This is a genomic window from Mesorhizobium sp. WSM4306 (assembly GCF_007003975.1).
GTDB lineage: Bacteria > Pseudomonadota > Alphaproteobacteria > Rhizobiales > Rhizobiaceae > Mesorhizobium.
In genome coordinates, this window is record NZ_VFTC01000001.1 from 671,701 (window position 1) to 693,085 (window position 21,385).

A 21,385-nucleotide genomic window follows, 5' to 3' on the forward strand; every position below is an offset into this window, starting at 1 on the left:
GTGAGTAGTGAATTCTCTACTGAGTACTGAGTACTGAGTACTGACTATTCACTCCTCCGCCTCTCCCGCACAAAATCAATGAATGCCCGCAAGGTGGGCGGCGTGTGCCGCGTGCTCGGGTGGTACAGGTAGAAGCCCGGAAAACTGGGCGACCAGGCCTCAAGAAAACGGACAAGCTGGCCGTTTTCGATCCAGGGTCGGACTTGATAGTCCATCATGTAGGCGATACCGGCCCCACCCAACACCGCGTTGAGCAGCAGGTCGGTGTCGTTGACGGTCAGCCTGCCCTCGACAGCGACTTCCAGCACCCGCTTGCCGCGCGCGAACTCCCACCGGTAGATGTTGCCGCCGCTTGGCCATTGGAAGTTGATGCAGCGGTGCTGATGTAGATCGCTGGGATGGCGAGGCGTACTGCGCCCCGTGAGATAGGCGGGAGCGGCCACCGCGGCCATCCGCAGGTCCTCGCTCAGCTTCACCGCCACCATGTCCTTGTCCAGCCGCTCGCCAAGCCGTATCCCGGCATCGAAGCGTCCCTCGACGATGTCGGTCAGCATGTCGTCGACAATGACCGTCAGGCTGATATCGGGATAGGCGTGCTGGAAATCGCCCAGTACGGGCGCGATGAATCGCATCGCGGCCACGCGCGGCACGTTGATGCGCAGCGAACCCGCCGGCTGTTCGCGCGACGCATGAACATCCGCGACCGCGCTTTCCAATTCCCTGAACGCGGTGCCGAGCCGTGCAAACAGCGTCTCGCCCGCCGAGGTTGTCGACACGCTACGCGTCGTCCGGTTGAGCAGCCGGACGCCGAGCCGTGTTTCCAGTTGCCGGATGGTCTGGCTGAGGGCCGGCGGTGAAATTCCAAGCTTGCCCGCCGCGCGGATAAAACTGCCCGCCTCCACGATGGCCGCGAAGGCCTTGAGTTCTGTGAACTCGGAGCCGCGCATTGTGTATCCCTAGGTTAACAAGCCTGTCAGATCATAGGCTATTATCCGATCAATTGCTTCAGCCTATTTTTGACCTTGGTAGCCGCTTCGCACGGCAATGAACGGTCGAAAGGAATTGATCATGTCTCATTCGCTTCAGGGCAAAACCGCGATCGTTACCGGCAGTTCGCGCGGCATTGGTCGCGCCATCGCCGAAGGACTGGCTGCGAATGGAGCGGCCGTTGCCGTCAACTATGTGAACAACAGGAAGGCCGCGGACGAGGTGGTGGCGACTATCGTGGGCAAGGGCGGCAAGGCGGTCGGCATCCAGGCCGACATTTCAAGTGTTTCCGAGGTCCGCCGCTTGTTCCACGAGGCGGAAAGCCAGCTGGGCGCGATCGACATTGTCGTTGCCAATGTCGGTGTCGCCGTCATCAAATCGCTGACGGAGGCAACCGAAGCCGATTTCGACCTCGTCTTCGGCACCAACGCCAAGGGCACCTTCTTCACCCTTCAGGAAGCGGCGCTCCGTGTGCGTGACGGCGGCCGCATCATTGCCGTCTCCACGGGCGGAACAAAGATGTTCTTCACGCAGACAGCGCTCTATCTCGGCAGCAAGGGCGCCGTCGAACAGTTTGTGCGCGTGTTGTCGCGCGAACTCGGGCCGCGCGGGATTACCGTGAATGCACTGTCGCCGGGGTTCACCGACACGGACCTGCTTCCCGAGCGCGACCGCGCCGTCGCTGCCGGCATGTCGCCGTTCAACAGGATCGGCGCGCCACGCGACGTTGCCGACGTCGCCGTCTTCCTGGCCGGCGATGAGGCGCGTTGGCTGACCGGCGAAAACATCCAGGCCGGCGGTGGCGTGGCCTAATCCGCCATCGTCTCCAAACTCGCAAACCCCTGCGGCGCGTCGCCTTCGTCGAAGGGCGTCGTCACCTCGACGAAAGTGTCGGGATAAAAGCCGTTGAAACGGGTCCTGAGCGACAGCGAGTAGGCGCCGATATGGCCGATCTCGATCCAGTCGCCGGTGTCGACGGTTTCCGGCAGCCAGAATGGCCTGGACAGAATGTCAACGGAATCGCAGGTCGCGCCGCAGACCTTGAACGGCACGATGTTCTTGTCCTCGCCATTGCGCGAGCGGATCGCGGGATCGGGGATGAAACGGGCCGGCAGCGTGATCTTGCCGGTCCAGGAATCCGACAGCGACGCCCAGATGCCGTCATTGATGTAGAGCCGCTTGCCCTTGCGCAGCAGCACGCGCACGATCAGCGACAGGCAGCGCGCCACGATCACCCGGCCGGGCTCGGCCACCAGCGGCATCTGGTCGAACTGATATTCCCTGATGTCGCCCGACAGCCGCGACATGATCTGGCCGAGCGACGGCATCTCGACCTGCTTTCGGTTGGGGTCATGGCCATATTCGGCGGGAAAACCGCCGCCGACATCGAGACCGGCAACGTCGAAGGTCAGTCGGTTGCGCACCCAGTCGGCCGAGGCCAGCGCCCGCTCATAAGTGTCGGGATCCTCGATCTGGCTGCCGACATGGAAGCACAGGCCGACCTTGTAGCCGGTGCGGTTGAGCCGCTCGGCAAGCTCCACCGCATAGGCCGGCCCGGCGCCGAATTTCTTCGACAGTTCGTAGGCCGCCGAGCCCTTGGTCTGGATGCGCACGAACACGCTGATGGCACCCGGATCGATGTCGAGCGCCCGCACCACCCGCGTCAGCTTGGTGATCTCGTCCTCATGGTCGAGCGAAATGACGCGGATGGCGTATTTCTCCAGCGCCAGCTTGATGTCCGACTGCGCCTTGACCGGATGCATGTAGAGCATCTCGGCATCGGGTGAGACCCCGCGCACGGCAGCGAACTCGCCCGGCGAAGCCACGTCAAAGGCGGTGACGCCGGCTTCGACCAGCGCCTTCAGCACGATCTGCTCGCCATTGGTCTTGACCGCATAGGCGGTCTTCCCGGGAAACATGCCCATGAATTGTTTGGCATCCGCCTTCAGCACCTGCGGGCGAAAGCAGTAGACCGGATCGTCGGGACGAAGCGCCAGCGCCGCCTCGCGGGCATTCCCGAATCGCTGCATGGACGAATCCCCTAACTTCTCGGCTGCGCACAATTAATCCAAGCTAGCGGCTTGCGCATGACCCCGAAAGTCAATTTCGACTTTCGGGGTCATGCGCCAGGAATGAGTCTTGCAGCGTCCTTTGCGCGTCTCTAGAGACGCGCGGCGCTGCAATGAAAACAATTCTGTGTCTCGCGGCGCTGATGCTACGGCGTTAGGTCCAAATGGGTACGTCTGCCATCCGATCAGGTTTCGGGTGGCCCTTGTCGCCGGACCCGATATGCCTTTTGCCTGACCGACTGGCGCTCGCGCCGTCTGGGGAGGACGATTCGAAATGGCAATAGTCGCGACATCCGTGCAGCGCGGACCGATGACGCTCAGGGATTGGGGCCAGCTTCTGCTGCTCGGCGCGATCTGGGGCGGCTCGTTCTTCTTTGCCCGCATCGCCGTTGCCGAGATGCACCCGCTGGTGCTGGTGCTGTTTCGCGTCGCCATCGCGGCCATTGCGCTGCAGCTCTATCTCGCCATTCGCGGCCCGTCCTTCCGCCTCGCCTTTCCGCATGCCGGCCTGTTTTTCCTCCTGGCGCTTGCCAACAATGTCGTGCCGTTCTCGCTGATCTTCGCCGGCCAGACCGCGCTTGGCGCCGGCGTCGCCTCTGTGCTCAATGCGACGACGCCGTTCTGGACGCTGATCCTCGCCAATGCGTTGACATCGGACGAAAAGCTGTCGTGGAACAAGCTTGCCGGCATCGGGCTCGGCATCGCCGGCACCGCGGTCATGATCGGCCCCGGCCTGCTGGCCGGGCTCGGCGGCCCGGTCTGGGCGAAGTTCGCGCTGATCGGCGCCTCGCTGTCCTACGCTGTCGCGCTGATGATTGCCCGCCGCTTCAAGGGCGTGCCCTCGCCAGTCATCGCCACCGGACAATTGACGGCGTCGACCATCATCATGATCCCGGTGGTGCTGTTCACCTATGGCCCGGCCGGCCTGTTCTCGGCCTCGCCGCCGGTCTGGGCGGCGGTGTTGGCGCTGGCGCTGCTGTCCACCGCCTTTGCCTACATTCTCTATTTCAATCTCGTCGCCTCGGCCGGCGCCACCAACGCGTCGCTGGTGACGCTTATCGTCCCGGCCAGCGCCATCCTGCTCGGCCTACTGTTCCTCGGCGAGCGGCTCGCTCTGTTTGAGTTCTGCGGCATGGCGCTGATTGCCTTCGGCCTGGTGACGATCGACGGGCGGCTGTTCGGTCGCCGCTAAATGCATGTCGCTCAAAAGTGGCCCCGGTTTTGAGAGAACGACATGCACAAAAACAAGATCTAAAGCGCGTCGCGTGAATCCGCTCAAACGCGACGCGCTTTAGGGATGGTAGCGCTGCCATGCCACGCTTCCGCCACAGACCCGTCACAATTTATTCACAGCCCGCCAGCGGGCATTTGCCGAAGAGTTTCAATGCCTAACGCCGAGCGGCAGGTCGCAAATTCCACAATCGCGTCGCATTGCAGCATATTTTCCGCTTGCCTGTGGCACAAATGACCCTAGACTCCGCCCATAGCTCTTTCATAGAGGAGGCTATGACATGGGACTTACGAGGCCAATCAACGCATTGATGATCTGTGCTGCATTTGCCTTCATTGGCGCCCTTATCATAGGCGTTCTTCCGTAACCGCCAGAGCGGAAGAAGATAGCAGCAAATAGCCCACAAATTCGAAAGGCCGGGTTTTTCGCCCGGCCTTTTGCATTACAGATCACCGTTTCACACCACGATGAAGCTCAGGCTGCCGCTGATCCGGCCGCTTCCGTCTCATGCGAGCGGATGCCGATCATGTGGCAGATCGCGAACACCAGGTCGGCCCGGTTCATGGTGTAGAAGTGGAAATCGCTGACGCCGCGCTCGACAAGGTCGAGCACCTGCTCTGCGGCCACGGCCGACGCCACCAAAGCATGCGTCTGCGAGTCGTTTTGCAGGCCCTCGAAGCGCTCGGCCAGCCATGCCGGCACCAGCGCACCGCAGCGTGCCGAGAAATTGGCGACCTGGGTGAAATTGTGCACCGGCAGGATGCCGGGCACGATCGGGATATAGATGCCGGCGCGGCGCGCCTTCTCGACGTAACGCTCGTAGAGATCGTTGTCGAAGAAGAACTGGGTGATCGCCCGGGTCGCGCCATTGTCGGCCTTGCGCTTCAGCATGTCGAAATCGGTGGCGAAGTCAGGGCTTTCCGGATGCTTTTCCGGATAGGCCGAGACCGAAATGTCGAAATCGCCGGCGCCCTTCAGCGCCCCGACCAGTTCGGCGCCATTGGCATAGCCGTCGGGATGCGGCCGGTAGGCGGTGCCGACGCCCGCCGCCGGATCGCCGCGCAAGGCGACGAAGCGCTTCACACCCATCTCGGCGAATTCGCGGACCACGGCGTCGACCTCATGGCGCGCGGCGTCGACGCAGGTCATGTGCGCCGCCGGCGTCAGCGTCGTCTCGTTGAGGATGCGCTTGACGGTGCGCGCCGTGCGCTCGCGCGTCGAGCCGCCGGCGCCATAGGTCACCGAAACGAATTTCGGCCTCAGCGGCTCCAGCCTGGTGACGGTGTCCCACAGCCGCGCCTCCATCTCATCGGTCTTCGGCGGGAAGAACTCGAAGGACACGCGGACCTTGTCGCCAATGTCGGGGCGGCGGGAAAAGCGGAACTGGTTCATCAGGCGGTTTCCCCAATTTGGTATGCTTTGGCCGGTAGCGTGTCGTTTGAAGGCTCGGCGATCAGCATGCGGCGGTCGCGGCCGAGCCACAGCTTGACGGTGAGCCTGGCTTCGTTGCCGCCGCGCGGCTCGAACTCCTGGGCATCTTCGAGGTCGAGCCCGGCCTCGGCAAACCATTCTGATATCTGCCGGTCGGAAAAACCCAGTCTGACATGCGCATGCTGATCACGCAGGAACTCCAGCGTATGCGGCGCGAAGTCGACGATCACCAGCCGGCCCGCCGGGCGCAGCAGCCTCGCCGCCTCCCGGATGGCGCGGGCGGGGTCATCGAGATAGTGCAGCACCTGATGGATGGTGACGAGGTCGAAGGCATCGCGCTCGACCGGCGGCGCAAAGATGTCACCCTGGCGGACCTGCGCATTGGCAATGCCGGCCTTGTCGAGATTGGCGCGCGCCACCGTCAGCATCTCGCGCGACATATCGATGCCGACGCCACGCCGGTAGAGCGGCGAGAAGATCTCAAGGAGGCGCCCGGTGCCGGTGCCAAGATCGAGCATCGACTGGAACGGCCGCTTGCCGACCAGTTTGAGGAGTGCTGCTTCCACGGCACGGTCCGGCACATGCAGCGAGCGGATGTGATCCCAGCTGGCAGCGTTTTCGGAGAAGTATTCGGCGGCGCGGTCCTGCCGCTTGCGCTTGACGGCAGCCAGCCGCTCGAGATCGCGCTCGACCTGCGGGTCGGCGCCGCGAATGCCGGAGACCAGACCCATGACGAAGTCGCGGGCAGAATCGGTATCCGACAACCGGAAGAACGCCCATGAGCCCTCCTGGTAGCGGCCGATCAGCCCTGCTTCCATCAGCAGCTTCAGATGGCGCGACACGCGCGGCTGCGACTGGCTGAGGATCTCGGTGAGATCGGACACGGTAAGGTCGCCACGCGACAACAGGGCCAGGATGCGCAAGCGGCTGGATTCGGCCGCCGCCTTCAACGTATCCACCATCGTATCGAGCGAGACATGCATTGGCGTATTCTCGTTGAAAAGATATAAACATATGTTTATGTCAGATTTGGCGACATGGCAAGGCCTATGTCGCTTCCTGACAAGAAAATGCCGCACGCGTGATCCCCATGCCCAGGAAGCGCTTTTCCGTCACGATCGACTGGAAACTTGTGCTAGAGGCGAAAGCCATGTTCGAGACGCGCGACGGCGAAAAGCTCCTGCAATCAGACCCGGCTGGCATGCCGCCCGATGGCCACATCGTGTTCATCGGCCGCGTCGCCTCGCCATGGACATCTAGGGAAAGCTGCCCGAAGAACATGCGAGCGGCCCGCGAAACCGGACAGGCGGCGACGGTTTTCATCGACCCACCCTATCGCGAGGGCCTGCTTGCGCTGGAGCGCGCCAGCCACATCATCATACTGTCCTGGTTGCATCACGCGCCGCGGCGACTGATTGTGCAAAAACCCCGCCATGCGGCTGAACCGAAAGGCGTTTTCTCGCTGCGCTCCCCGGCCCGGCCGAACCCGATCGGACTGCATGTCGCCGGACTGATCACGGTCGACATCGGCAGTGGCCGCATCGATATCGACGCTATCGATGTGCTCGACGGCACGCCGGTGATCGACATCAAGCCCTATTTCGCCTCGACAGACGCGTTTGCCGAGGCGACCATTGCCGGGCGCGACGAGACATGAGCGCGCCCACCGGCCGTCGCCGCGCCATCGCCAAGGCGCTGACCGCACTGCTGCCGCTGGCGCCCTATGCCGATATGGAGAAAATCCGCGCCGAGGCAGGGGCGGTGCATATGAAGACGCTGCCGCCGGGCATTGCCGTATGGCTGGCAACGATCGCCCATATCAGGCACGGCCATACCGACTATGAGAAACTGCTGGCCGACGGCTACGACCGCGACTCGGCGCGGTTCTTCGTCATCGAGCAGACCAACATGGTGCTGACCCGCTGGCGCGCCACCCGCCTGCTCGACGCCGACGATGAAGAGGAATGACTCTTTTTGTGCATGTCGTTGTCTCAAAACCGGGACCACTTTTGAGCGACATGCATTAGGCTATTGCCGGCTCAGCACGGCAACGGCGTTGTATGGCTGGCCGTCGGCCTGCCCGACCCAGGTCCAGGACAGGCTTCCCTTGAAGAACCGGACCGTGATGCCGCCGCCATCGATGCACTTGTCCTGGCCGTAGGTGATGTTCTCCCTGTATTCCGCCGAACTGTCGTCCCGGGAAATCTGGGTCAGGGATCCTCCACAGCCGAGCGAAGGATAATCGATCGACCCAGCGCCATCGCCAATCGTCATGGCGATCGCCCAGTCGGCGCCGGCAGCCCCGGCCGGACTTTGATGGCCGCTGCCGGTCCAGACGCCGTTGAGCCCGGTCGCGTTGACCACGCAAGGCACGTTCTGGAAGATCGGCGTCAGTTCGCTGCCCGTCTTCTCGCAGCGATAGGTCTGGCCGTTCTGGCACAGCTCCTCCCCCTCGCGAGCGCACTGCGCAAAGGCCTCGCCGGTGATGATGACGAGGAAAATTGCAAAGATGATGGTCTGAAAACGCCTGCCCATGTTGCCCCTCCCGGCTGGATATTTTCAAGGCAGACCCTAGGGCATATCCAATATCCGACCTAGGACAAACAGCATCACCCGGGTGGCTCTATGCCTTCTGCCCGGGGTTATTAGCTTGAACCATGCCGCATTGAGCCGAAAGGGCCGGTCGCCATGAACCGAAGCGCCGCAGCCGGTAGTATTGTGCCACTACCAACTCTGTCAGACCGCCATATCGATCCGCATTCCTATCCCGACGGCATCGCGTTCCTCGACGGTCAGTATCTGCCGATGTCGCAGGCGAAAATCTCGGTGCTGGACTGGGGCTTTCTGCATTCCGACGCCACCTACGACACCGTGCATGTCTGGAACGGCAGCTTCTTCCGCCTCGACCTGCATCTCGACCGCTTCTTCGGCGGGCTGGACAAGCTGCGCATGACGATCCCGTTCGATCGCGATGGCGTCAGCGAGATCCTGCACAATTGCGTGGCGCTCTCGGGCCACCGCGCCGCCTATGTCGAGATGCTGTGCACGCGCGGGGCTTCGCCGACCTTCAGCCGCGATCCGCGCCAGGCGGTCAACCGCTTCATGACCTTCGCCGTTCCTTTCGGTTCGGTCGCCAATGCCGAGCAGTTGCGGCGCGGACTGCATGTCGCCATCAGCGACAAGGTGCGCATTCCGCCGCCCTCGATCGATCCGGCGATCAAGAACTACCACTGGCTTGATCTGGTGCGCGGTCTCTACGATGCCTATGACCGTGGCGCCGAGACGGCGCTCATTCTCGACTTCAACGGCAATATCGCCGAAGGTCCCGGCTTCAACGTGTTCTGCGTCAAGGCTGGCCAACTGTCGACGCCGGCCATCGGCGTGCTGCCCGGCATCACCCGGCGCACTGTCTTCGATCTTTGCGCCGAAGCCGGCCTTGCCGCCACCCCGGCCGATGTCAGCGTCGCCGCGCTGAAGGGAGCCGACGAAGTCTTCATCACCTCCACGGCCGGCGGCATCATGCCGGTGACGGTGATCGACGGCGCTCCTGTCGCCGACGGCAAGATAGGCGCAATCACCAGCCGATTGATGGCGCTCTACTGGCAAAAGCATGACGACCCGGCCTGGTCGAGCCCGGTGCGCTACCCCTGACCAGCCGAGCGCCTTGCTCAGCCGGACGGTCGGGGCAAAAAGATTCCTCCTCGCCTCTGGAAAATCGCGCGATGCGCCGTATATGGCAGAAACGGAGAAGCCTCCGTTTCCATCCCCAATTCACGGCCCGCATGGGCAAGGATTCCACATCATGACATCAAAGGTTTGGTTCATCACCGGATCGTCGAAAGGTTTTGGCCGCGTCTGGGCCGAGGCAGCGCTCGCCCGTGGCGACCGTGTCGCCGCAACTGCCCGCGATGCCGGCACGCTCGCCGATCTCGTCGCAGAATACGGCGTCAACATCGCCGCGATAAAGCTCGACGTCACCGACAAGAAAGCCGTCGATGCGGCAATAGCCGAGGCGCACAAGCGCTTTGGCCGGCTCGACGTCGTCATCAACAATGCCGGCTATGGCCATTTCGGCGCCATCGAGGAAGTCAGCGAACAGGAAGCCCGCGACCAGATCGAGACCAACGTCTTCGGCGCGCTCTGGGTCACCCAGGCGGCGCTGCCGATCATGCGGGCGCAGCGTTCCGGCCACATCATCCAGATCTCGTCGATTGGCGGCGTCAACGCCTTTGCCTCGCTCGGCCTCTATCACGCCTCGAAATGGGCGCTCGAAGCCTTCAGCCAGTCGCTCAGCCTGGAAGTCGCTGAGTTCGGCATTCATGTGACGCTGGTCGAGCCGGGCGGCTTCTCGACCGACTGGTCCGGCGCCTCTGCCAAGACCTCGAAAGCGATCGAGGCCTATGCACCCGCCCGCGCCGCCATGGCCGAGCGCCGCAGCCGCGCCGTGGCCGGCGATCCCGACGCCACCGGACCGGCAATGCTCGAAATCGTCGATGCTGCCGAGCCGCCGCTGCGAGTGTTCTTCGGCGACGGCGGCCTGCCGATGATCAAGCAGGAGTACGCCAACCGCATCGCGCTTTGGGAAAAATGGGACCACGTTTCCATCGAGGCGCAGGGCGCGAAGAAGAACCGCAAGGCGGCCTGAACACGTCTGTTAAATCCGGCTGCGCCGTCCCGGCGGCGCAGCCGGCTCTCGTATCGCAGAGTTACGGTCGATAAATCCACTGCTCCGGCACGCGCACCGAGATCTCTTCGCCGACCGTGACGTTGCCCGGTTTCTCGACCCAGGCAACCAGGCCGCGCAGCCGCTTCGCCGCCTTCGGGAAGGCCAGCGCGCCCGTCTCGTGATCGGCCATATCAGCATTCTCGGCGACTGAACGCCCGGCGAGCCGACACGGCCCATTCTGCGTATCGACCTTGATCGTCACCCCGCCTTTGAAAAACAGCAGCGTGCCTGACGGCAACATCGAGAGACGCGGCACGCCTTCGATCACCAGGTTGGCGCCTATCCATTCCGGCTTAATCTCGGCTAGTCCCATCCGCTTAGCGACGACGGCGAGCTCGTCCGCCGCGACAATCGATACCTGTCGCTCGTTACGCATTTCGGTGCCGCGCGGATACCAGGGTTCGCGCCCGCCGGAGCGTCGCGTAGCGCCGGCATGAAAGTCGCCTGATATGCCGTCGAAGCCAAGCTGCAATGCTTCCACCGGGCGAGTCTGAAAATGATCTGATGGCGCGACGTAGAGTGCCGCCACTTTGGCGGCCAGTTTCTTGGCCGGGATGATTTCGACCGGCTTCTCAGCTTCGGGGAAAAGGTCCAGCGTGGTGTCCTGTCTCTGAATCATGCCGTTGGTTTTGCCTCCCGAACGGCAAGGCCGCAAGAGCGGTTTCGGCCAAAGCCCGCAGCTCTTCCACCGAAGCGCCGTCCCGCGCCTGGATCGACATGCCGTTCATGGTCCCGGCCAGGTATTTGGCGAAGCCCTCGACGGAAATTCCTTCCGGCAAGTCACCTTTTGCCTTGCCCTGCGCCAGCCGTCCAGCGATCGCCGCTTCGCTCGCCTTGCGATATGTCTTGAGTTCATCGGCAATGGCTTGCGCCTGCGGTGAGGTCGCCAGCGCACCGCTGACGAACAGGCAGCCACCGGGCTTGCCGGGCCTGGAATAGGCCTCCGCTGCCCCGAGCAGCAACCGCCGGATGGCCTCCCCCGTCGACACCGGTGCGCTCAACGCCTCCAGCGCAAAGCCGATCTCTGTCTGGTGGTAGCGCTCAAGCGCCTTGCGGAACAAAGTCTCCTTGTCGGTGAAGGCATTGTAGATCTGCGGCGGCGTCAGCCCCATCGCCTCGCGCAGCATGGTGAGTGACGTCGCCTCGTAGCCATGCTCCCAGAACAGATGCATCGCCGCATCCAGTGCCCGGTCGGGGTCGAAGGCACGCGGGCGGCCGCCACGTGACTTTTCCAAATTATCCATATCGATCGATACGAAACCTGTTGACTCATCCTATCCGCGTATCGTAACAATCGATACGAAACATGGCAAGCAGCAACTGCAGTCCATGCGATCTCCAGGAGAGGATACAAAAATGCCCATCACCGTAACCGCACCGCAGGGCGTACTGACCCCGGCCGGAGAGCGCGAGATCCTGCCGCGTCTCAGCGCCGCCCTGATCGAAGCCTCCGGCGCCACCGGGAATGCGTTCTTCACCGCGATCGTCGGCGGTACTGTCCACATCCTGCCGCCGCACCACATCTATGCCGGCGGTGCCAATCGGCCTGTCCTCATGGTCGAGTTGAAATTGCCCAACATCGGCCTCGGCTCGCTCGAAGCCCGCAGGGACTTCATCGCCGCTGCCGCCAGCATTGTCGCCGATCTCTGCGTGCCCGGTCACAGGCCCGAAAACACCTGGATCAACATCGTCAATGCGCCCGACGGCGGCTGGGGCATCGGTGACAGGCAATTTACCGGTGAGGCCCTCATAGCTGCCGCTACTGCGGCGGCGCAGTGATCGGCAAACGGCACCGAGCAGGAACAACCCGATGCGCTCTCCCCTTCGCTGTTCTTCACCACCAATTGCGAACCGGCGCTGGCTTTCTACGAAGCGTGCGGCCTCGGCCGGGCAACCATCCTGCTGCGCTGGGGCGACAATGGCATGCCGGTGCGAACCGAAGCCATGCGGGGAAAGGTGCTGCATGCGCGGTTCGAAGGTCCGGGCGTGCTGTTTCATGCCTCCGACAATGACGATGCGGAGCCGATGAAAGGCTCCGCATTGATGCTGGAGTTCGACGACCTCGCTGCAATGCGGGAACTCTTCGAGCGAATGGCGGGAGGCGGTCGGATCACCGTGCAGATGGCGCGGCAATATTGGGGATCCAGCTTCGGCATGCTGGTCGACGCCTTTGGCGTGCAGTGGATGTTTTCCGGCCCATGAGCGCGGATCACGATCTTCTTACCTGAAAGCGGCACCGGTTCCGTATTGCGCCGCATTGCCGCCGTCCTGCGCCGGCTTCATGGTGAGACAGTCGGTGGAGATCTCCCATGCGTCCCGGTACGGCAATCGCATTGCTCTGGCTGATCTGGGTAGCGTCCTGGTTTCTAGCCGCCTTTTGGTCCGACCCCGCGCAAAAGCGCGCGGGCATCCAGGCGGAGTTTCGCTATCGCGCTTTGTGGATGATCGGCGCGGTGCTGCTGTTCATTCCCGCGCACGGCTATGCAGACCGGCTGCGGTTCTGGTTTCCGACCCTTGCCGAAGCGTGGATCTGCGTCGGGCTCATTACCATTGGCCTGTTATTCGCATGGTGGGCGCGGCTGCATCTCGGCCGCCTCTGGTCGGCTTCGGTCACGGCGAAGGCCCAGCACCGTGTCATCGACACCGGCCCCTACGGGCTGGTCCGCCATCCGATCTACACCGGGCTGCTCTTGGCGATCTTGGCCACCATGGCAGCCAAGGGCACGGTCTGGGGCATCGCCGGCGCGGTCTTTCTCACCATCGGCATCGTCGTCAAGGCAAAGCTTGAGGAGCGTTTTCTGCGCGGCGAACTGGGTAGCGCCTATGACGACTATGCCCGCCGGGTGCCGATGCTGGTGCCGTTCACCCCAGCCTGACTACAGCATTCTGAGCAGCGCGCCACCAATCGAATAGCCGGCGCCGAAGGCGCACAGCACGCCGAAATCGCCGGGCTTCATGTCGGCATGGTTTTCCGACAGCGCAATGATGGCGCCGGCGCCGGCGGTGTTGCCGAGCCGCTCCAGCACCATCGGCGCACGGTCGTGGTCGAGTTCATGGCCGAAGGCCAGTTTCAGGATCATGGCGTTCATCCGCGCATTGGCCTGATGCAGCCAGAAGCGGCGGACGGCTCGCGGCGTCAGCCCGTGCTCGGCAAGGAATTCGACGATGAATTTGTGGCCGGCGACGGTGACTTCCTTGAACACCTTGTTGCCGACCTGTTTGATCAGATTGCCCTCGAGGTTGATCATGTAAGGATCGTCCTGGGCGGTGCGGGTGTGGTAGCCGAGATTGGTGCGGATGTTGTTCGACATCTGCGTCCAGGTGCGCGTGTCCAGCACTTCGAAGCGTCCTGGCCGCTTTTCGCCCTTGGCCAGCCCCTCGACCACCATCGCCACGGACGCGTCGCCGAAGATGAAATGCGTCTGCCGGTCGCGGAAATTGAGATGACCGGTGATGATCTCCGGCGTGACCACCAGGACGCGTTTGTGAGCGCCCGTCCGCACCAGATTGACCGCGATGTGCAAGGCGGCCGCGGCGGACGAACAGCCAAGACCCATGTCGAAGCCGGCGCCCTTGGTGCCCAGCGCCTCCTGCATTTCGATGGCGATCGCCGGATAGGGCCGCTGCTGGTGCGAGGCCGAGCAGATCACCAGGTCAATGTCGGACGGGTTCAGGCCGGCATGGTCGAGCGCTTTTTTTGCTGCGGCGACACCGAACTCGGCCTGCAGCGACAGCGCATCATCGGGCCGGGCCGGAATGCGCGGCGCCATGCGCGTCGGATCGAGAATGCCTTCACGCTCGATGACATGCCGGGTCTGGACGCCTGAAGCATGGACGATGAAAGCGCTGTCCGATTTCTGCAGCAGCGTCTCGCCCGAGACCTCGCGTCGCGCATTCTCAGCGTCGACCCAGGCATTGAAGCTGGCGACCAGTTCTTCATTGGTGATCTTTGCTTCAGGGATTTCAACGCCGATGCCGCTGATGATGACGCGATGCATATCCAGTCCGTCCATGCGCAGGCGTTGTCGTTCTCATGTGGGCGACGAAGAGGTTCGGCGCAACCCTTTTCTCGCCCGGCCGGTTTAACGCCGGCTTAAGCCGTGGGCATTGGCGGCGTTCGCCAGAGTACTAACTGGCCCGCTTGGCGACGATGAAAATACGCGGGAAGCGCAGCAGCACCTTTCCGTTTGCGGTCTTTGGATAGGCCTTGGCGATCTTGGCCGTGTAGCTATCGAGGAACATCTTGCGCTCGTCGGCGTCCAGCGGATCGAGGAACGGCTTCAGCCCCGTCGACTTCACCCACTCGACGATCGCTTCGGCGCCGGCGAGCGGATGATTGTAGGCGGTATGCCAGATGTCGACCCGGTCGGAGAGTGGCGACAACAGATCATAGTAGAACGATACCGGCGGCAACGGCCCGCGGGCAGCACCCGCCATCTTCACGGCGAACGGCATTTCGGCCGCGGTCTTGCGCATCAGCTGATGCGAGGGCTCAAGCAGATTGTCGGGCATCTGGACAGCCAGCGCGCCGCCCGGCGCGAGAAAGCCCATCAGCCGCTGGAAGACAGCCGGATGGGTCGGCAGCCACTGGAACACCGCATTGGCGAAGATCACGTTGACCGGCTCGGCCGGCTGCCATGTCAACGCATCGGCGAGATCGAAATTGACGCTGGGCAGCCGCGCCCTCGCCTTTTCGATCATGTCGGGAGAGGTGTCGAAACCGCTGATCTGCGCATCCGGCCAGCGCTCGACCAATAGCTCGGTCGAGTTGCCCGGGCCGCAGCCTATGTCGACGACCCGGCGCGGGAAGTCGACCGGCACTTGCGCCACGAGATCGCGCGCGGGCCGCGTGCGCTCATCCTCGAATTTCAGATATTGGGCGGCGGACCAATCAGCCATTTCAGCTCCTCAAATCTTGAGAATTCGCCGCCCGAATTAATCGCTTACCGCGTCAGCCGCTTGTGGGTCATGCGGTGCGGGGCTGCTGCTTCGGCACCGAGACGCCGCAGCTTGTCCTTCTCATATTCCTCGAAATTGCCTTCGAACCACTCGACATGCGCATCGCCTTCGAAAGCAAGCATGTGGGTGGCCATACGGTCGAGGAACATGCGATCGTGGCTGATGATGACGGCACAGCCGGCATAGGCTTCGAGCGCATCTTCCAGTGCGCCCAGCGTCTCGGTGTCGAGATCGTTGGTCGGTTCGTCGAGCAGCAGCACATTGCCGCCGCCCTTCAGCATCTTGGCCAGATGCACGCGGTTGCGCTGGCCGCCCGAGAGGTTGCCGACCTTCTGCTGCTGGTCGCCGCCACGGAAGTTGAAGGACGAGCAATAGGCGCGGCTGTTGATCTCGTGCTTGCCGAGCTTGATGATTTCGGCGCCGCCGGAAATTTCTTCCCATACGGTTTTGCTGCCATCGAGCGCGTCGCGGCTCTGGTCGACATAGCCGAGCTTGACCGTCTCACCGATGCGCACCGAGCCCGCATCCGGCTTTTCCTGGCCGGTGAACGTCTTGAACAGCGTCGTCTTGCCGGCGCCGTTCGGGCCGATGACGCCGACAATACCGCCCGGCGGCAGACGGAACGACAGGTTCTCGATCAAAAGCTCGTCGCCAAAGCCCTTGTTCAGGCCTTCGACCTCGATGACGACATTGCCGAGACGCTCGCTCGACGGGATAACGATCTGCGTGTCGGTCGGCTTGCGGTTCTGCGACTGCTCGACCAGTTCCTCATAGGCCTTGATACGCGCCTTCGACTTGGTCTGGCGCGCCTTCGGCGAGGACTGGATCCATTCGCGCTCGCGCCAGATCGACTTCTGGCGAGCATCGTCCTCGCGGCCTTCCTGGATCAGGCGCTTGGCCTTGGCGTCGAGATATCTGGTGTAGTTGCCCTCGTAGGGAATGCCACGGCCGCGATCGAGCTCGAGGATCCAGCCGGTGACATTGTCGAGGAAGTAGCGATCGTGGGTGATGATCAGCACCGAGCCCGGATAGTCGCGCAGGTGCTTTTCCAGCCACGCCGTGGTCTCGGCGTCGAGATGGTTGGTCGGTTCGTCAAGCAAAAGCAGGTCCGGCTGGCGCAGCAGAAGCTGGCAAAGCGCGACACGGCGGCGCTCGCCGCCCGACAGGTTGGTCACTTCGGAATCGCCCGGCGGGCACTGAAGCGCATCCATCGCCATCTCGACCTGCTGCTCGAGATCCCACAGGTTCAGCCTGTCCATCTCGTCCTGGAGCTTGCCCGACTCGTCGGCCGTCTCGTCGGAATAATTCATCATCAGCTCGTTGTAGCGCTCGATGATGGCGGTCTTCCTGGCGACGCCTTCCATGACGTTTTCCATCACGGTCTTCTTGGGGTCGAGCTGCGGCTCCTGCGCGAGGTAGCCGACCGTGGCGCCTTCGGCCAGCCACGCCTCGCCCTGGAACTCCTTGTCGAGCCCCGCCATGATGCGCAGGATCGTCGACTTGCCCGAGCCGTTGGGGCCCAGAATGCCGATCTTGGCGTCCGGATAGAAGGACAGGTGGACGTTATCGAGCACCTTCTTGGTGCCATAGGCCTTGGACAGGCCGGACATGTGATAGATGAACTGGCGAGCCACGCGCGCTTTCCCTGACAGTTGACCGAAAATGTCGGATTGAATGGAGGTTTGGGCGCTATGTAGGCGATGCCGGGCCGAACGGCAATCGCTTTTGCCATTTCAAGCCGGGCGTGCACTGCCCGCCAAGTTTTCAACCGCCCACAGCCGCGCTGAAATCTCCGGTTAACACTTCGGAGTCACAACAGGATCGGGAGGGATCGCCGGTTTTGCGCGATCGAGAGAAAGATCGGACCAACGGCAGTGCTGAACAGTCTCCTGCTCCTTGCCGAAGCGGTCGTCTATTTCAGCGTCATGGTCACGCTGTTCCGCTTCAGGGACCGCACCGGCCTCGGCGTCTTCATCTGCGCGCTCGGCGCCATGCATTTCCTCGAAACCTATCTCGCCAGCGTCTTCTATGTCGAACTGCCCTTTGGCATGGTCTCGCCGGGTTCGGCGGTGCTGTTTTCCGGCAAGGTGGTCATGCTGCTTCTGCTCTACATCAAGGAAGACGCGGCAACCGTGCGCCAGCCCATCTACGGCCTGCTGTTCGGCAACGCCCTGATGATTGGCTTGGGGCTTTTGCTGCGCATGCATGCCATCGCACCCCTTCCCGATGGCAAGATGCCCGACATCGGCTTCATCGACGAGATGGGCTGGCTGATGGCCTGGGGCACGACACTGCTCTTTATCGACGCCATACTGATCATCCTGCTTTACGAAAAGCTCGGGCACCATCTGCGCAAGGCTCAGTTCTCCCGCATCCTGATTTGCGTCGCCTGCGTGCTGACCTTCGACCAGGCCGGATTTTTCACCGCCCTGCATTTTGTCGCTGGCGCGCCGATCGCAGTCTTTTTCGGCGGCTGGTTCGCCAAAATGGGCGCGGCCATTACCTACAGCGCCATGCTCGTCGCCTATCTCAGATGGTTCGAGACGCGGCAGGCCGTGGCGCCGCGTGGTTTGTCCGACGTTTTCGATACCTTGACCTATCGCGAGCGCTACGAAGCCCTGGTCGAACATGTCGGCCGCGATGGTTTGACCGGTCTGTTGCACAGGGGACGTTTTGACAGCGATGGCGAAAATTCGGTCGCCGTCAGCCTGCGCACGGCCCAGCCGCTCAGCCTGCTGATCGTCGACGTCGACCATTTCAAATCGATCAACGATCGCTTCGGCCATGCCGAGGGCGACAGGGTGCTGAGATCGATCGCCCAGGTGCTGACCCAGGCAGCCGGCGCGCAGGACCAGGTTTTCAGGATCGGCGGCGAGGAGTTCGCCATCCTTTGCTCGCAACCGCATCCGGTCGCCAGATTGCTCGGCGAAAACATCCGCCATGCCGTCAAGGCGTCCGCAAACCGCTTCGACATCAGCGTCAGCGCCGGCATCGCCACCGTCAACGAGACGGTCGGCTCGCTTGCTGATCTCTTCGCCCTTGCCGATGAACGTCTTTACAAGGCCAAGTCCACCGGACGCGACCGCGTCGTCGGCGAAGCGCGGGACGATGCCGAAGATTTCGGCGTGCGGAGGCTCACACGCGGACGCGGCATAAGCGGCTGAAGCACTGGCGCCTATTGGCTCCGCTTGCGCTGCTGCAACGCGCGACCGCAACTGAGACCGCCATCAGCACGATCGCCAGCCATTTCAGCGTGGTGATGATCGGACCGGCATCGATGTCGTAGGCGATGAACAGCAGGATGCCCGGCACCAGAAGGCCGCACATGATGAGCATGATGCGGTTGATCTGCCAGGACACCTTTGCCGCCAGCGCCTCGTCGCCGGCCTCGGTGACAAGGCCGGCGCGCATCTCCCTGGACGCCAGGAGCATGCTCGACAGGCGCATCGAGATCGGCAGGCCAATACCGATGACAAGGAACGCGTAGGCCGCCAGCAGAGCCGAGAATTTGAGCGCGCTGGTTTCGGCCGGCACTGGAAACAAAAGGTTTGCCAGCGGCAGGAAGACACAGACGACCCCGAGCGCGGCGATGGCAATGAAGATCACCGCATTGACCATCGTGAACAGCTGGTAGCGACCGGCCCCGATCGGCGCGGCGAGCACGCGCATGCGCGCCCACTCGGCATCGGTGTAGGAAAAGCCCGGCCATTCCATGCGGCCGTCCTGGATTGCGGTCATCCCTCTGGCCCAGAAAGCCAGCCGCGCCAGCGCGCCTGATGTCATGCCACTCATCGCCACCCCCGCCGAATGAAATGCGTCCAGACCATATCACCGCGTCGTCGCCAAGCGACAGACGGATGTCCTACTGGAACCCGGCCGCATCGACCGAGCCCTTCGGGCAGCCGGCCTTGGTCGTCGGCGCCGAGGCTAGCATCAGATTGCCCAGCGAACTGTCCGGGCCGATCGGGCCGGTCAGGCCGAGCGTCAGCTCGCCGATCAGCCGCCTGCCGCTCGACGGATCGACCAGGCAGGAGACGCGCACCCGCGCCCCTGCACCGGCGCCGAAGGCGCTGTCGAAGGCGCTGCGGATCTGGTCCGAGGTCAGCTGCTTGCCGACATTCTTGGTGAAGAGCTCGCGCACCGGCGAAGCGTTCACCGCCCGCATCAGGTTCAGCGCCTCGGCAAAATACTCCTGCTGGCTCTTGCCGTAGCAGGTGCCGTGCTTGATCCACTCGTGCCGCTCGAGCTTGGACGCCGTGCCCGGCATCACCTGGTCGAGCTCGGCGCGCGTGTTGGCATCGAGATCGACGGGCGGCAGATCGCCCCAATGGGCAGGATTGTCGTTGGCCTTGTCGCTCGCCGGCACCTGGCAATAAAAGTTGCCGTTCGGCTGCGGCCATAGCCCGTGCAGCGTGAAATGCGACGCGTCGAAACCGCCCGCCGTCTGTGCCTGGCATTCGGGCTTGCTCGATCTGGTTTCGCAGAAGGCCGGCTGCCAGCTCAGCGCAAAGACATATTCGGGCTTTCCCGAAGCCGCAGGCTTGCCCTGATCAGCCGGCGCGGCCGGCTGGGCCGACGCGCTGCCGCCGGTAACATGGCCACAGCTGACCTTGACCCAGCGGCGTTCCGGATCGGCGCCGGGCACACGGATGAGATAATGCGTCGGCGCATCCTTGTTGCCGGCCAGGAGATCGTAGCTTTGCCCTGCCGTTGTCGCGATATTGCCCGGATTCCTGCCGCTCTTGATCGCCTGCGTTGCCGGACAGGCCGCATCTGCCACGAAAGAGCCGCTCATCTTGACGTCGGCTTGCGCCGCGCCCGCGCCGGCCAGCGCAAAAAACACCGCAGCCACTATTGCCGATATCCGCATTCCAGCACTCCTAGCGTGTCATAGCGCAAGCTAGAAACGTACGACATGTCAGAATTACGATTTCTTTCGCCGGCCGCAAAAAACATCTCCACCAAGTGCGGCTGACGCTTCCCGACCTCCCCCTTGACGTCGGTCGCGCCGTCGCCCAACAGTCGCTGAGGGAGCGAGACATGGCATTTGACAAGCAGACGACGCTGGCCTCACCGACCGGGGCCGCGCTCAACCTTTACGTGAAGCACGCGAGCGGCACTCCGCGCGCCGTCGTCCAGATCAACCATGGCCTGGCCGAGCACGCCGCGCGCTATGCGCGCTTTGCCGATTACCTCGCGCCGCGCGGCTTTCACGTCTACGTCCACGACCACCGCGGCCACGGCGCGACCAAGGCGCCTGATGCGCCGCTCGGCAGGTTCGCCGGCATCGACGGCGCCGCCAAGGTGGTCGCCGATATCGACGCCGTTCACGACCTGATCGCAAAGGAGCAGCTTGGCCTCCCGGTCATCCTGTTCGGCCACTCGATGGGCGCGTCGGTGGCGCTCAACTACCTGTTGGCGCACTCGCCACGCGTCCACGCCGCCGCGATCTGGAACGGCAATTTCTCGCAAGGCCTGCTTGGCCAGCTGGCGCTCACCATCCTGGCCTATGAACGCTTCAGGCTCGGCTCCGATATCCCCTCGCGTATCTTGCCCCGGCTGACCTTCCAGGCCTGGGGCAAGGCGGTTCCCAACCACAAGACGCTGTTTGACTGGCTGTCGCGCGACGAGGCGGAAGTGGCCAAGTACGTCGCCGATCCGCTCTGCGGCTGGGATGCCTCGATCTCGATGTGGCGCGACGTCGTCCAGATGGCGCAGAATGGCGGCAAGGATTCCGGCTTTGCCGGCATAAGGCGCGATCTTCCCGTCAGCATCGTCGGCGGCGAGAAAGACCCGGCTTCCGACTACGGCAAAGCCATCGATCATCTCGCCAAACGCATGCGCGCGATGGGCTTTTCGAATCTGGTTTCAAAGGTTTACGCCAACACCCGCCACGAAAGCCTGAACGAGGTGAATCGCGACACCGTCATGGACGATTTCGCCGCCTGGGCCGACGGCGTGCTGAAACGGTGACATCGCTGG

23 protein-coding genes are annotated in these 21,385 nt (G+C 63.1%); 11 read left to right on the plus strand and 12 right to left on the minus strand.

Features of this window, described 5'->3' with window-relative positions:
• Positions 1–44: 44 nt before the first annotated feature.
• A complete protein-coding gene (locus FJV77_RS03395; RefSeq protein ID WP_142865448.1) occupies positions 45–947 on the minus strand; it encodes a LysR family transcriptional regulator in 903 nt (300 codons plus the stop codon).
• Between the two features lie 121 nt (positions 948–1,068).
• On the opposite strand from FJV77_RS03395, the gene FJV77_RS03400 reads away from it, so the two are divergent.
• Positions 1,069–1,800 carry an SDR family oxidoreductase gene (locus FJV77_RS03400; protein ID WP_142865450.1) on the plus strand — a complete coding sequence of 244 codons (732 nt, stop codon included), beginning with the start codon at positions 1,069–1,071 and terminating at the stop codon, positions 1,798–1,800.
• Here the strand turns inward: FJV77_RS03400 and FJV77_RS03405 are convergent.
• Positions 1,797–3,017, minus strand: a complete 1,221-nt coding sequence (locus tag FJV77_RS03405; protein ID WP_142865452.1) for an alanine racemase — start codon at positions 3,015–3,017, stop codon at positions 1,797–1,799. The two genes, FJV77_RS03400 and FJV77_RS03405, sit on opposite strands and share 4 nt — an antisense overlap.
• A gap of 313 nt (positions 3,018–3,330) precedes the next feature.
• On the opposite strand from FJV77_RS03405, the gene FJV77_RS03410 reads away from it, so the two are divergent.
• The gene (locus tag FJV77_RS03410; protein ID WP_142865454.1) at positions 3,331–4,248 is read left to right on the plus strand and encodes a DMT family transporter; all 918 of its coding nucleotides are present in this window, start codon (positions 3,331–3,333) and stop codon (positions 4,246–4,248) included.
• A gap of 513 nt (positions 4,249–4,761) precedes the next feature.
• Here the strand turns inward: FJV77_RS03410 and metF are convergent.
• On the minus strand, positions 4,762–5,679 hold the full coding sequence (gene metF, locus FJV77_RS03415) for a methylenetetrahydrofolate reductase [NAD(P)H] (protein ID WP_142865456.1): 918 nt from the start codon (positions 5,677–5,679) through the stop codon (positions 4,762–4,764).
• The gene (locus FJV77_RS03420; protein WP_142865458.1) at positions 5,679–6,701 is read right to left on the minus strand and encodes a metalloregulator ArsR/SmtB family transcription factor; all 1,023 of its coding nucleotides are present in this window, start codon (positions 6,699–6,701) and stop codon (positions 5,679–5,681) included. Before FJV77_RS03420 ends, metF begins: the two co-directional genes overlap by 1 nt.
• A gap of 167 nt (positions 6,702–6,868) precedes the next feature.
• Between FJV77_RS03420 and tsaA the strand changes: the two genes are divergently transcribed.
• Positions 6,869–7,375: a tRNA (N6-threonylcarbamoyladenosine(37)-N6)-methyltransferase TrmO gene (tsaA, locus tag FJV77_RS03425; protein WP_185970179.1), complete on the plus strand. Its 507-nt coding sequence runs from the start codon at positions 6,869–6,871 to the stop codon at positions 7,373–7,375.
• Positions 7,372–7,686, plus strand: coding sequence for a DUF2293 domain-containing protein (locus FJV77_RS03430; protein WP_142865460.1), 315 nt, complete (start codon positions 7,372–7,374; stop codon positions 7,684–7,686). Before tsaA ends, FJV77_RS03430 begins: the two co-directional genes overlap by 4 nt.
• Positions 7,687–7,746: 60 nt before the next feature.
• Here the strand turns inward: FJV77_RS03430 and FJV77_RS03435 are convergent, their stop codons facing one another.
• The gene (locus FJV77_RS03435) at positions 7,747–8,253 is read right to left on the minus strand and encodes a hypothetical protein (RefSeq protein WP_142865461.1); all 507 of its coding nucleotides are present in this window, start codon (positions 8,251–8,253) and stop codon (positions 7,747–7,749) included.
• Between the two features lie 153 nt (positions 8,254–8,406).
• On the opposite strand from FJV77_RS03435, the gene FJV77_RS03440 reads away from it, so the two are divergent.
• A complete protein-coding gene (locus FJV77_RS03440) occupies positions 8,407–9,369 on the plus strand; it encodes an aminotransferase class IV (RefSeq protein WP_142865462.1) in 963 nt (320 codons plus the stop codon).
• Between the two features lie 151 nt (positions 9,370–9,520).
• Positions 9,521–10,363, plus strand: coding sequence for an SDR family oxidoreductase (locus tag FJV77_RS03445; protein ID WP_142865463.1), 843 nt, complete (start codon positions 9,521–9,523; stop codon positions 10,361–10,363).
• Positions 10,364–10,424: 61 nt separating this feature from the next.
• On the opposite strand, the gene FJV77_RS03450 is transcribed toward FJV77_RS03445, so the two are convergent.
• Both FJV77_RS03450 and FJV77_RS03455 read right to left on the minus strand, forming a co-directional pair.
• Positions 10,425–11,063 carry an MOSC domain-containing protein gene (locus FJV77_RS03450; RefSeq protein WP_142865464.1) on the minus strand — a complete coding sequence of 213 codons (639 nt, stop codon included), beginning with the start codon at positions 11,061–11,063 and terminating at the stop codon, positions 10,425–10,427.
• Positions 11,017–11,688, minus strand: coding sequence for a TetR/AcrR family transcriptional regulator (locus tag FJV77_RS03455; protein WP_246691123.1), 672 nt, complete (start codon positions 11,686–11,688; stop codon positions 11,017–11,019). Before FJV77_RS03455 ends, FJV77_RS03450 begins: the two co-directional genes overlap by 47 nt.
• A 112-nt stretch (positions 11,689–11,800) precedes the next feature.
• Here FJV77_RS03455 and FJV77_RS03460 point away from each other — a divergent pair, with 112 nt between their 5' ends.
• From FJV77_RS03460 to FJV77_RS03470, 3 genes are all read left to right on the plus strand, one after another.
• A complete protein-coding gene (locus FJV77_RS03460) occupies positions 11,801–12,223 on the plus strand; it encodes a tautomerase family protein (protein ID WP_142865465.1) in 423 nt (140 codons plus the stop codon).
• Positions 12,224–12,271: 48 nt separating this feature from the next.
• Entirely contained in the window at positions 12,272–12,646 is a 375-nt protein-coding gene (locus FJV77_RS03465; RefSeq protein ID WP_142865466.1) for a glyoxalase/bleomycin resistance/extradiol dioxygenase family protein, read from the plus strand.
• Between the two features lie 107 nt (positions 12,647–12,753).
• Positions 12,754–13,320 (plus strand): isoprenylcysteine carboxylmethyltransferase family protein, encoded by a 567-nt coding sequence (locus FJV77_RS03470; RefSeq protein ID WP_142865467.1) that lies wholly within the window; start codon positions 12,754–12,756, stop codon positions 13,318–13,320.
• On the opposite strand, the gene FJV77_RS03475 is transcribed toward FJV77_RS03470, so the two are convergent.
• From FJV77_RS03475 to ettA, 3 genes are all read right to left on the minus strand, one after another.
• The gene (locus tag FJV77_RS03475; protein ID WP_142865524.1) at positions 13,321–14,442 is read right to left on the minus strand and encodes a beta-ketoacyl-ACP synthase III; all 1,122 of its coding nucleotides are present in this window, start codon (positions 14,440–14,442) and stop codon (positions 13,321–13,323) included.
• A 130-nt stretch (positions 14,443–14,572) separates the two neighbouring features.
• The gene (tam, locus tag FJV77_RS03480; protein WP_142865468.1) at positions 14,573–15,343 is read right to left on the minus strand and encodes a trans-aconitate 2-methyltransferase; all 771 of its coding nucleotides are present in this window, start codon (positions 15,341–15,343) and stop codon (positions 14,573–14,575) included.
• Positions 15,344–15,387: 44 nt separating this feature from the next.
• On the minus strand, positions 15,388–17,037 hold the full coding sequence (gene ettA / locus FJV77_RS03485; RefSeq protein WP_142865469.1) for an energy-dependent translational throttle protein EttA: 1,650 nt from the start codon (positions 17,035–17,037) through the stop codon (positions 15,388–15,390).
• A gap of 240 nt (positions 17,038–17,277) precedes the next feature.
• Here ettA and FJV77_RS03490 point away from each other — a divergent pair, with 240 nt between their 5' ends.
• Complete coding sequence (locus FJV77_RS03490) at positions 17,278–18,567, plus strand: GGDEF domain-containing protein (RefSeq protein ID WP_142865470.1); 1,290 nt, start codon at positions 17,278–17,280, stop codon at positions 18,565–18,567.
• Here FJV77_RS03490 and FJV77_RS03495 read toward each other — a convergent pair.
• Positions 18,539–19,195: a hypothetical protein gene (locus FJV77_RS03495; protein WP_142865471.1), complete on the minus strand. Its 657-nt coding sequence runs from the start codon at positions 19,193–19,195 to the stop codon at positions 18,539–18,541. The two genes, FJV77_RS03490 and FJV77_RS03495, sit on opposite strands and share 29 nt — an antisense overlap.
• Before the next feature lie 70 nt (positions 19,196–19,265).
• Positions 19,266–20,273 (minus strand): ribonuclease, encoded by a 1,008-nt coding sequence (locus FJV77_RS03500; protein WP_142865472.1) that lies wholly within the window; start codon positions 20,271–20,273, stop codon positions 19,266–19,268.
• 170 nt (positions 20,274–20,443) lie between these two features.
• On the opposite strand from FJV77_RS03500, the gene FJV77_RS03505 reads away from it, so the two are divergent.
• Positions 20,444–21,376 carry an alpha/beta hydrolase gene (locus tag FJV77_RS03505; RefSeq protein WP_142865473.1) on the plus strand — a complete coding sequence of 311 codons (933 nt, stop codon included), beginning with the start codon at positions 20,444–20,446 and terminating at the stop codon, positions 21,374–21,376.
• Positions 21,377–21,385: the final 9 nt, after the last annotated feature.

What these genes read in the sequence shown, in the direction of transcription:
- FJV77_RS03395 (WP_142865448.1), bottom strand. Translation starts at nt 947, where the DNA reads ATGCGCGGCTCCGAGTTCACAGAACTCAAGGCCTTCGCGGCCATCGTG.
- FJV77_RS03400 (WP_142865450.1), top strand. Translation starts at nt 1,069, where the DNA reads ATGTCTCATTCGCTTCAGGGCAAAACCGCGATCGTTACCGGCAGTTCG.
- FJV77_RS03405 (WP_142865452.1), bottom strand. Translation starts at nt 3,017, where the DNA reads ATGCAGCGATTCGGGAATGCCCGCGAGGCGGCGCTGGCGCTTCGTCCC.
- FJV77_RS03410 (WP_142865454.1), top strand. Translation starts at nt 3,331, where the DNA reads ATGGCAATAGTCGCGACATCCGTGCAGCGCGGACCGATGACGCTCAGG.
- metF (WP_142865456.1), bottom strand. Translation starts at nt 5,679, where the DNA reads ATGAACCAGTTCCGCTTTTCCCGCCGCCCCGACATTGGCGACAAGGTC.
- FJV77_RS03420 (WP_142865458.1), bottom strand. Translation starts at nt 6,701, where the DNA reads ATGCATGTCTCGCTCGATACGATGGTGGATACGTTGAAGGCGGCGGCC.
- tsaA (WP_185970179.1), top strand. Translation starts at nt 6,869, where the DNA reads ATGTTCGAGACGCGCGACGGCGAAAAGCTCCTGCAATCAGACCCGGCT.
- FJV77_RS03430 (WP_142865460.1), top strand. Translation starts at nt 7,372, where the DNA reads ATGAGCGCGCCCACCGGCCGTCGCCGCGCCATCGCCAAGGCGCTGACC.
- FJV77_RS03435 (WP_142865461.1), bottom strand. Translation starts at nt 8,253, where the DNA reads ATGGGCAGGCGTTTTCAGACCATCATCTTTGCAATTTTCCTCGTCATC.
- FJV77_RS03440 (WP_142865462.1), top strand. Translation starts at nt 8,407, where the DNA reads ATGAACCGAAGCGCCGCAGCCGGTAGTATTGTGCCACTACCAACTCTG.
- FJV77_RS03445 (WP_142865463.1), top strand. Translation starts at nt 9,521, where the DNA reads ATGACATCAAAGGTTTGGTTCATCACCGGATCGTCGAAAGGTTTTGGC.
- FJV77_RS03450 (WP_142865464.1), bottom strand. Translation starts at nt 11,063, where the DNA reads ATGATTCAGAGACAGGACACCACGCTGGACCTTTTCCCCGAAGCTGAG.
- FJV77_RS03455 (WP_246691123.1), bottom strand. Translation starts at nt 11,688, where the DNA reads ATGGATAATTTGGAAAAGTCACGTGGCGGCCGCCCGCGTGCCTTCGAC.
- FJV77_RS03460 (WP_142865465.1), top strand. Translation starts at nt 11,801, where the DNA reads ATGCCCATCACCGTAACCGCACCGCAGGGCGTACTGACCCCGGCCGGA.
- FJV77_RS03470 (WP_142865467.1), top strand. Translation starts at nt 12,754, where the DNA reads ATGCGTCCCGGTACGGCAATCGCATTGCTCTGGCTGATCTGGGTAGCG.
- FJV77_RS03475 (WP_142865524.1), bottom strand. Translation starts at nt 14,442, where the DNA reads ATGCATCGCGTCATCATCAGCGGCATCGGCGTTGAAATCCCTGAAGCA.
- tam (WP_142865468.1), bottom strand. Translation starts at nt 15,343, where the DNA reads ATGGCTGATTGGTCCGCCGCCCAATATCTGAAATTCGAGGATGAGCGC.
- FJV77_RS03495 (WP_142865471.1), bottom strand. Translation starts at nt 19,195, where the DNA reads ATGAGTGGCATGACATCAGGCGCGCTGGCGCGGCTGGCTTTCTGGGCC.
- FJV77_RS03500 (WP_142865472.1), bottom strand. Translation starts at nt 20,273, where the DNA reads ATGCGGATATCGGCAATAGTGGCTGCGGTGTTTTTTGCGCTGGCCGGC.
- FJV77_RS03505 (WP_142865473.1), top strand. Translation starts at nt 20,444, where the DNA reads ATGGCATTTGACAAGCAGACGACGCTGGCCTCACCGACCGGGGCCGCG.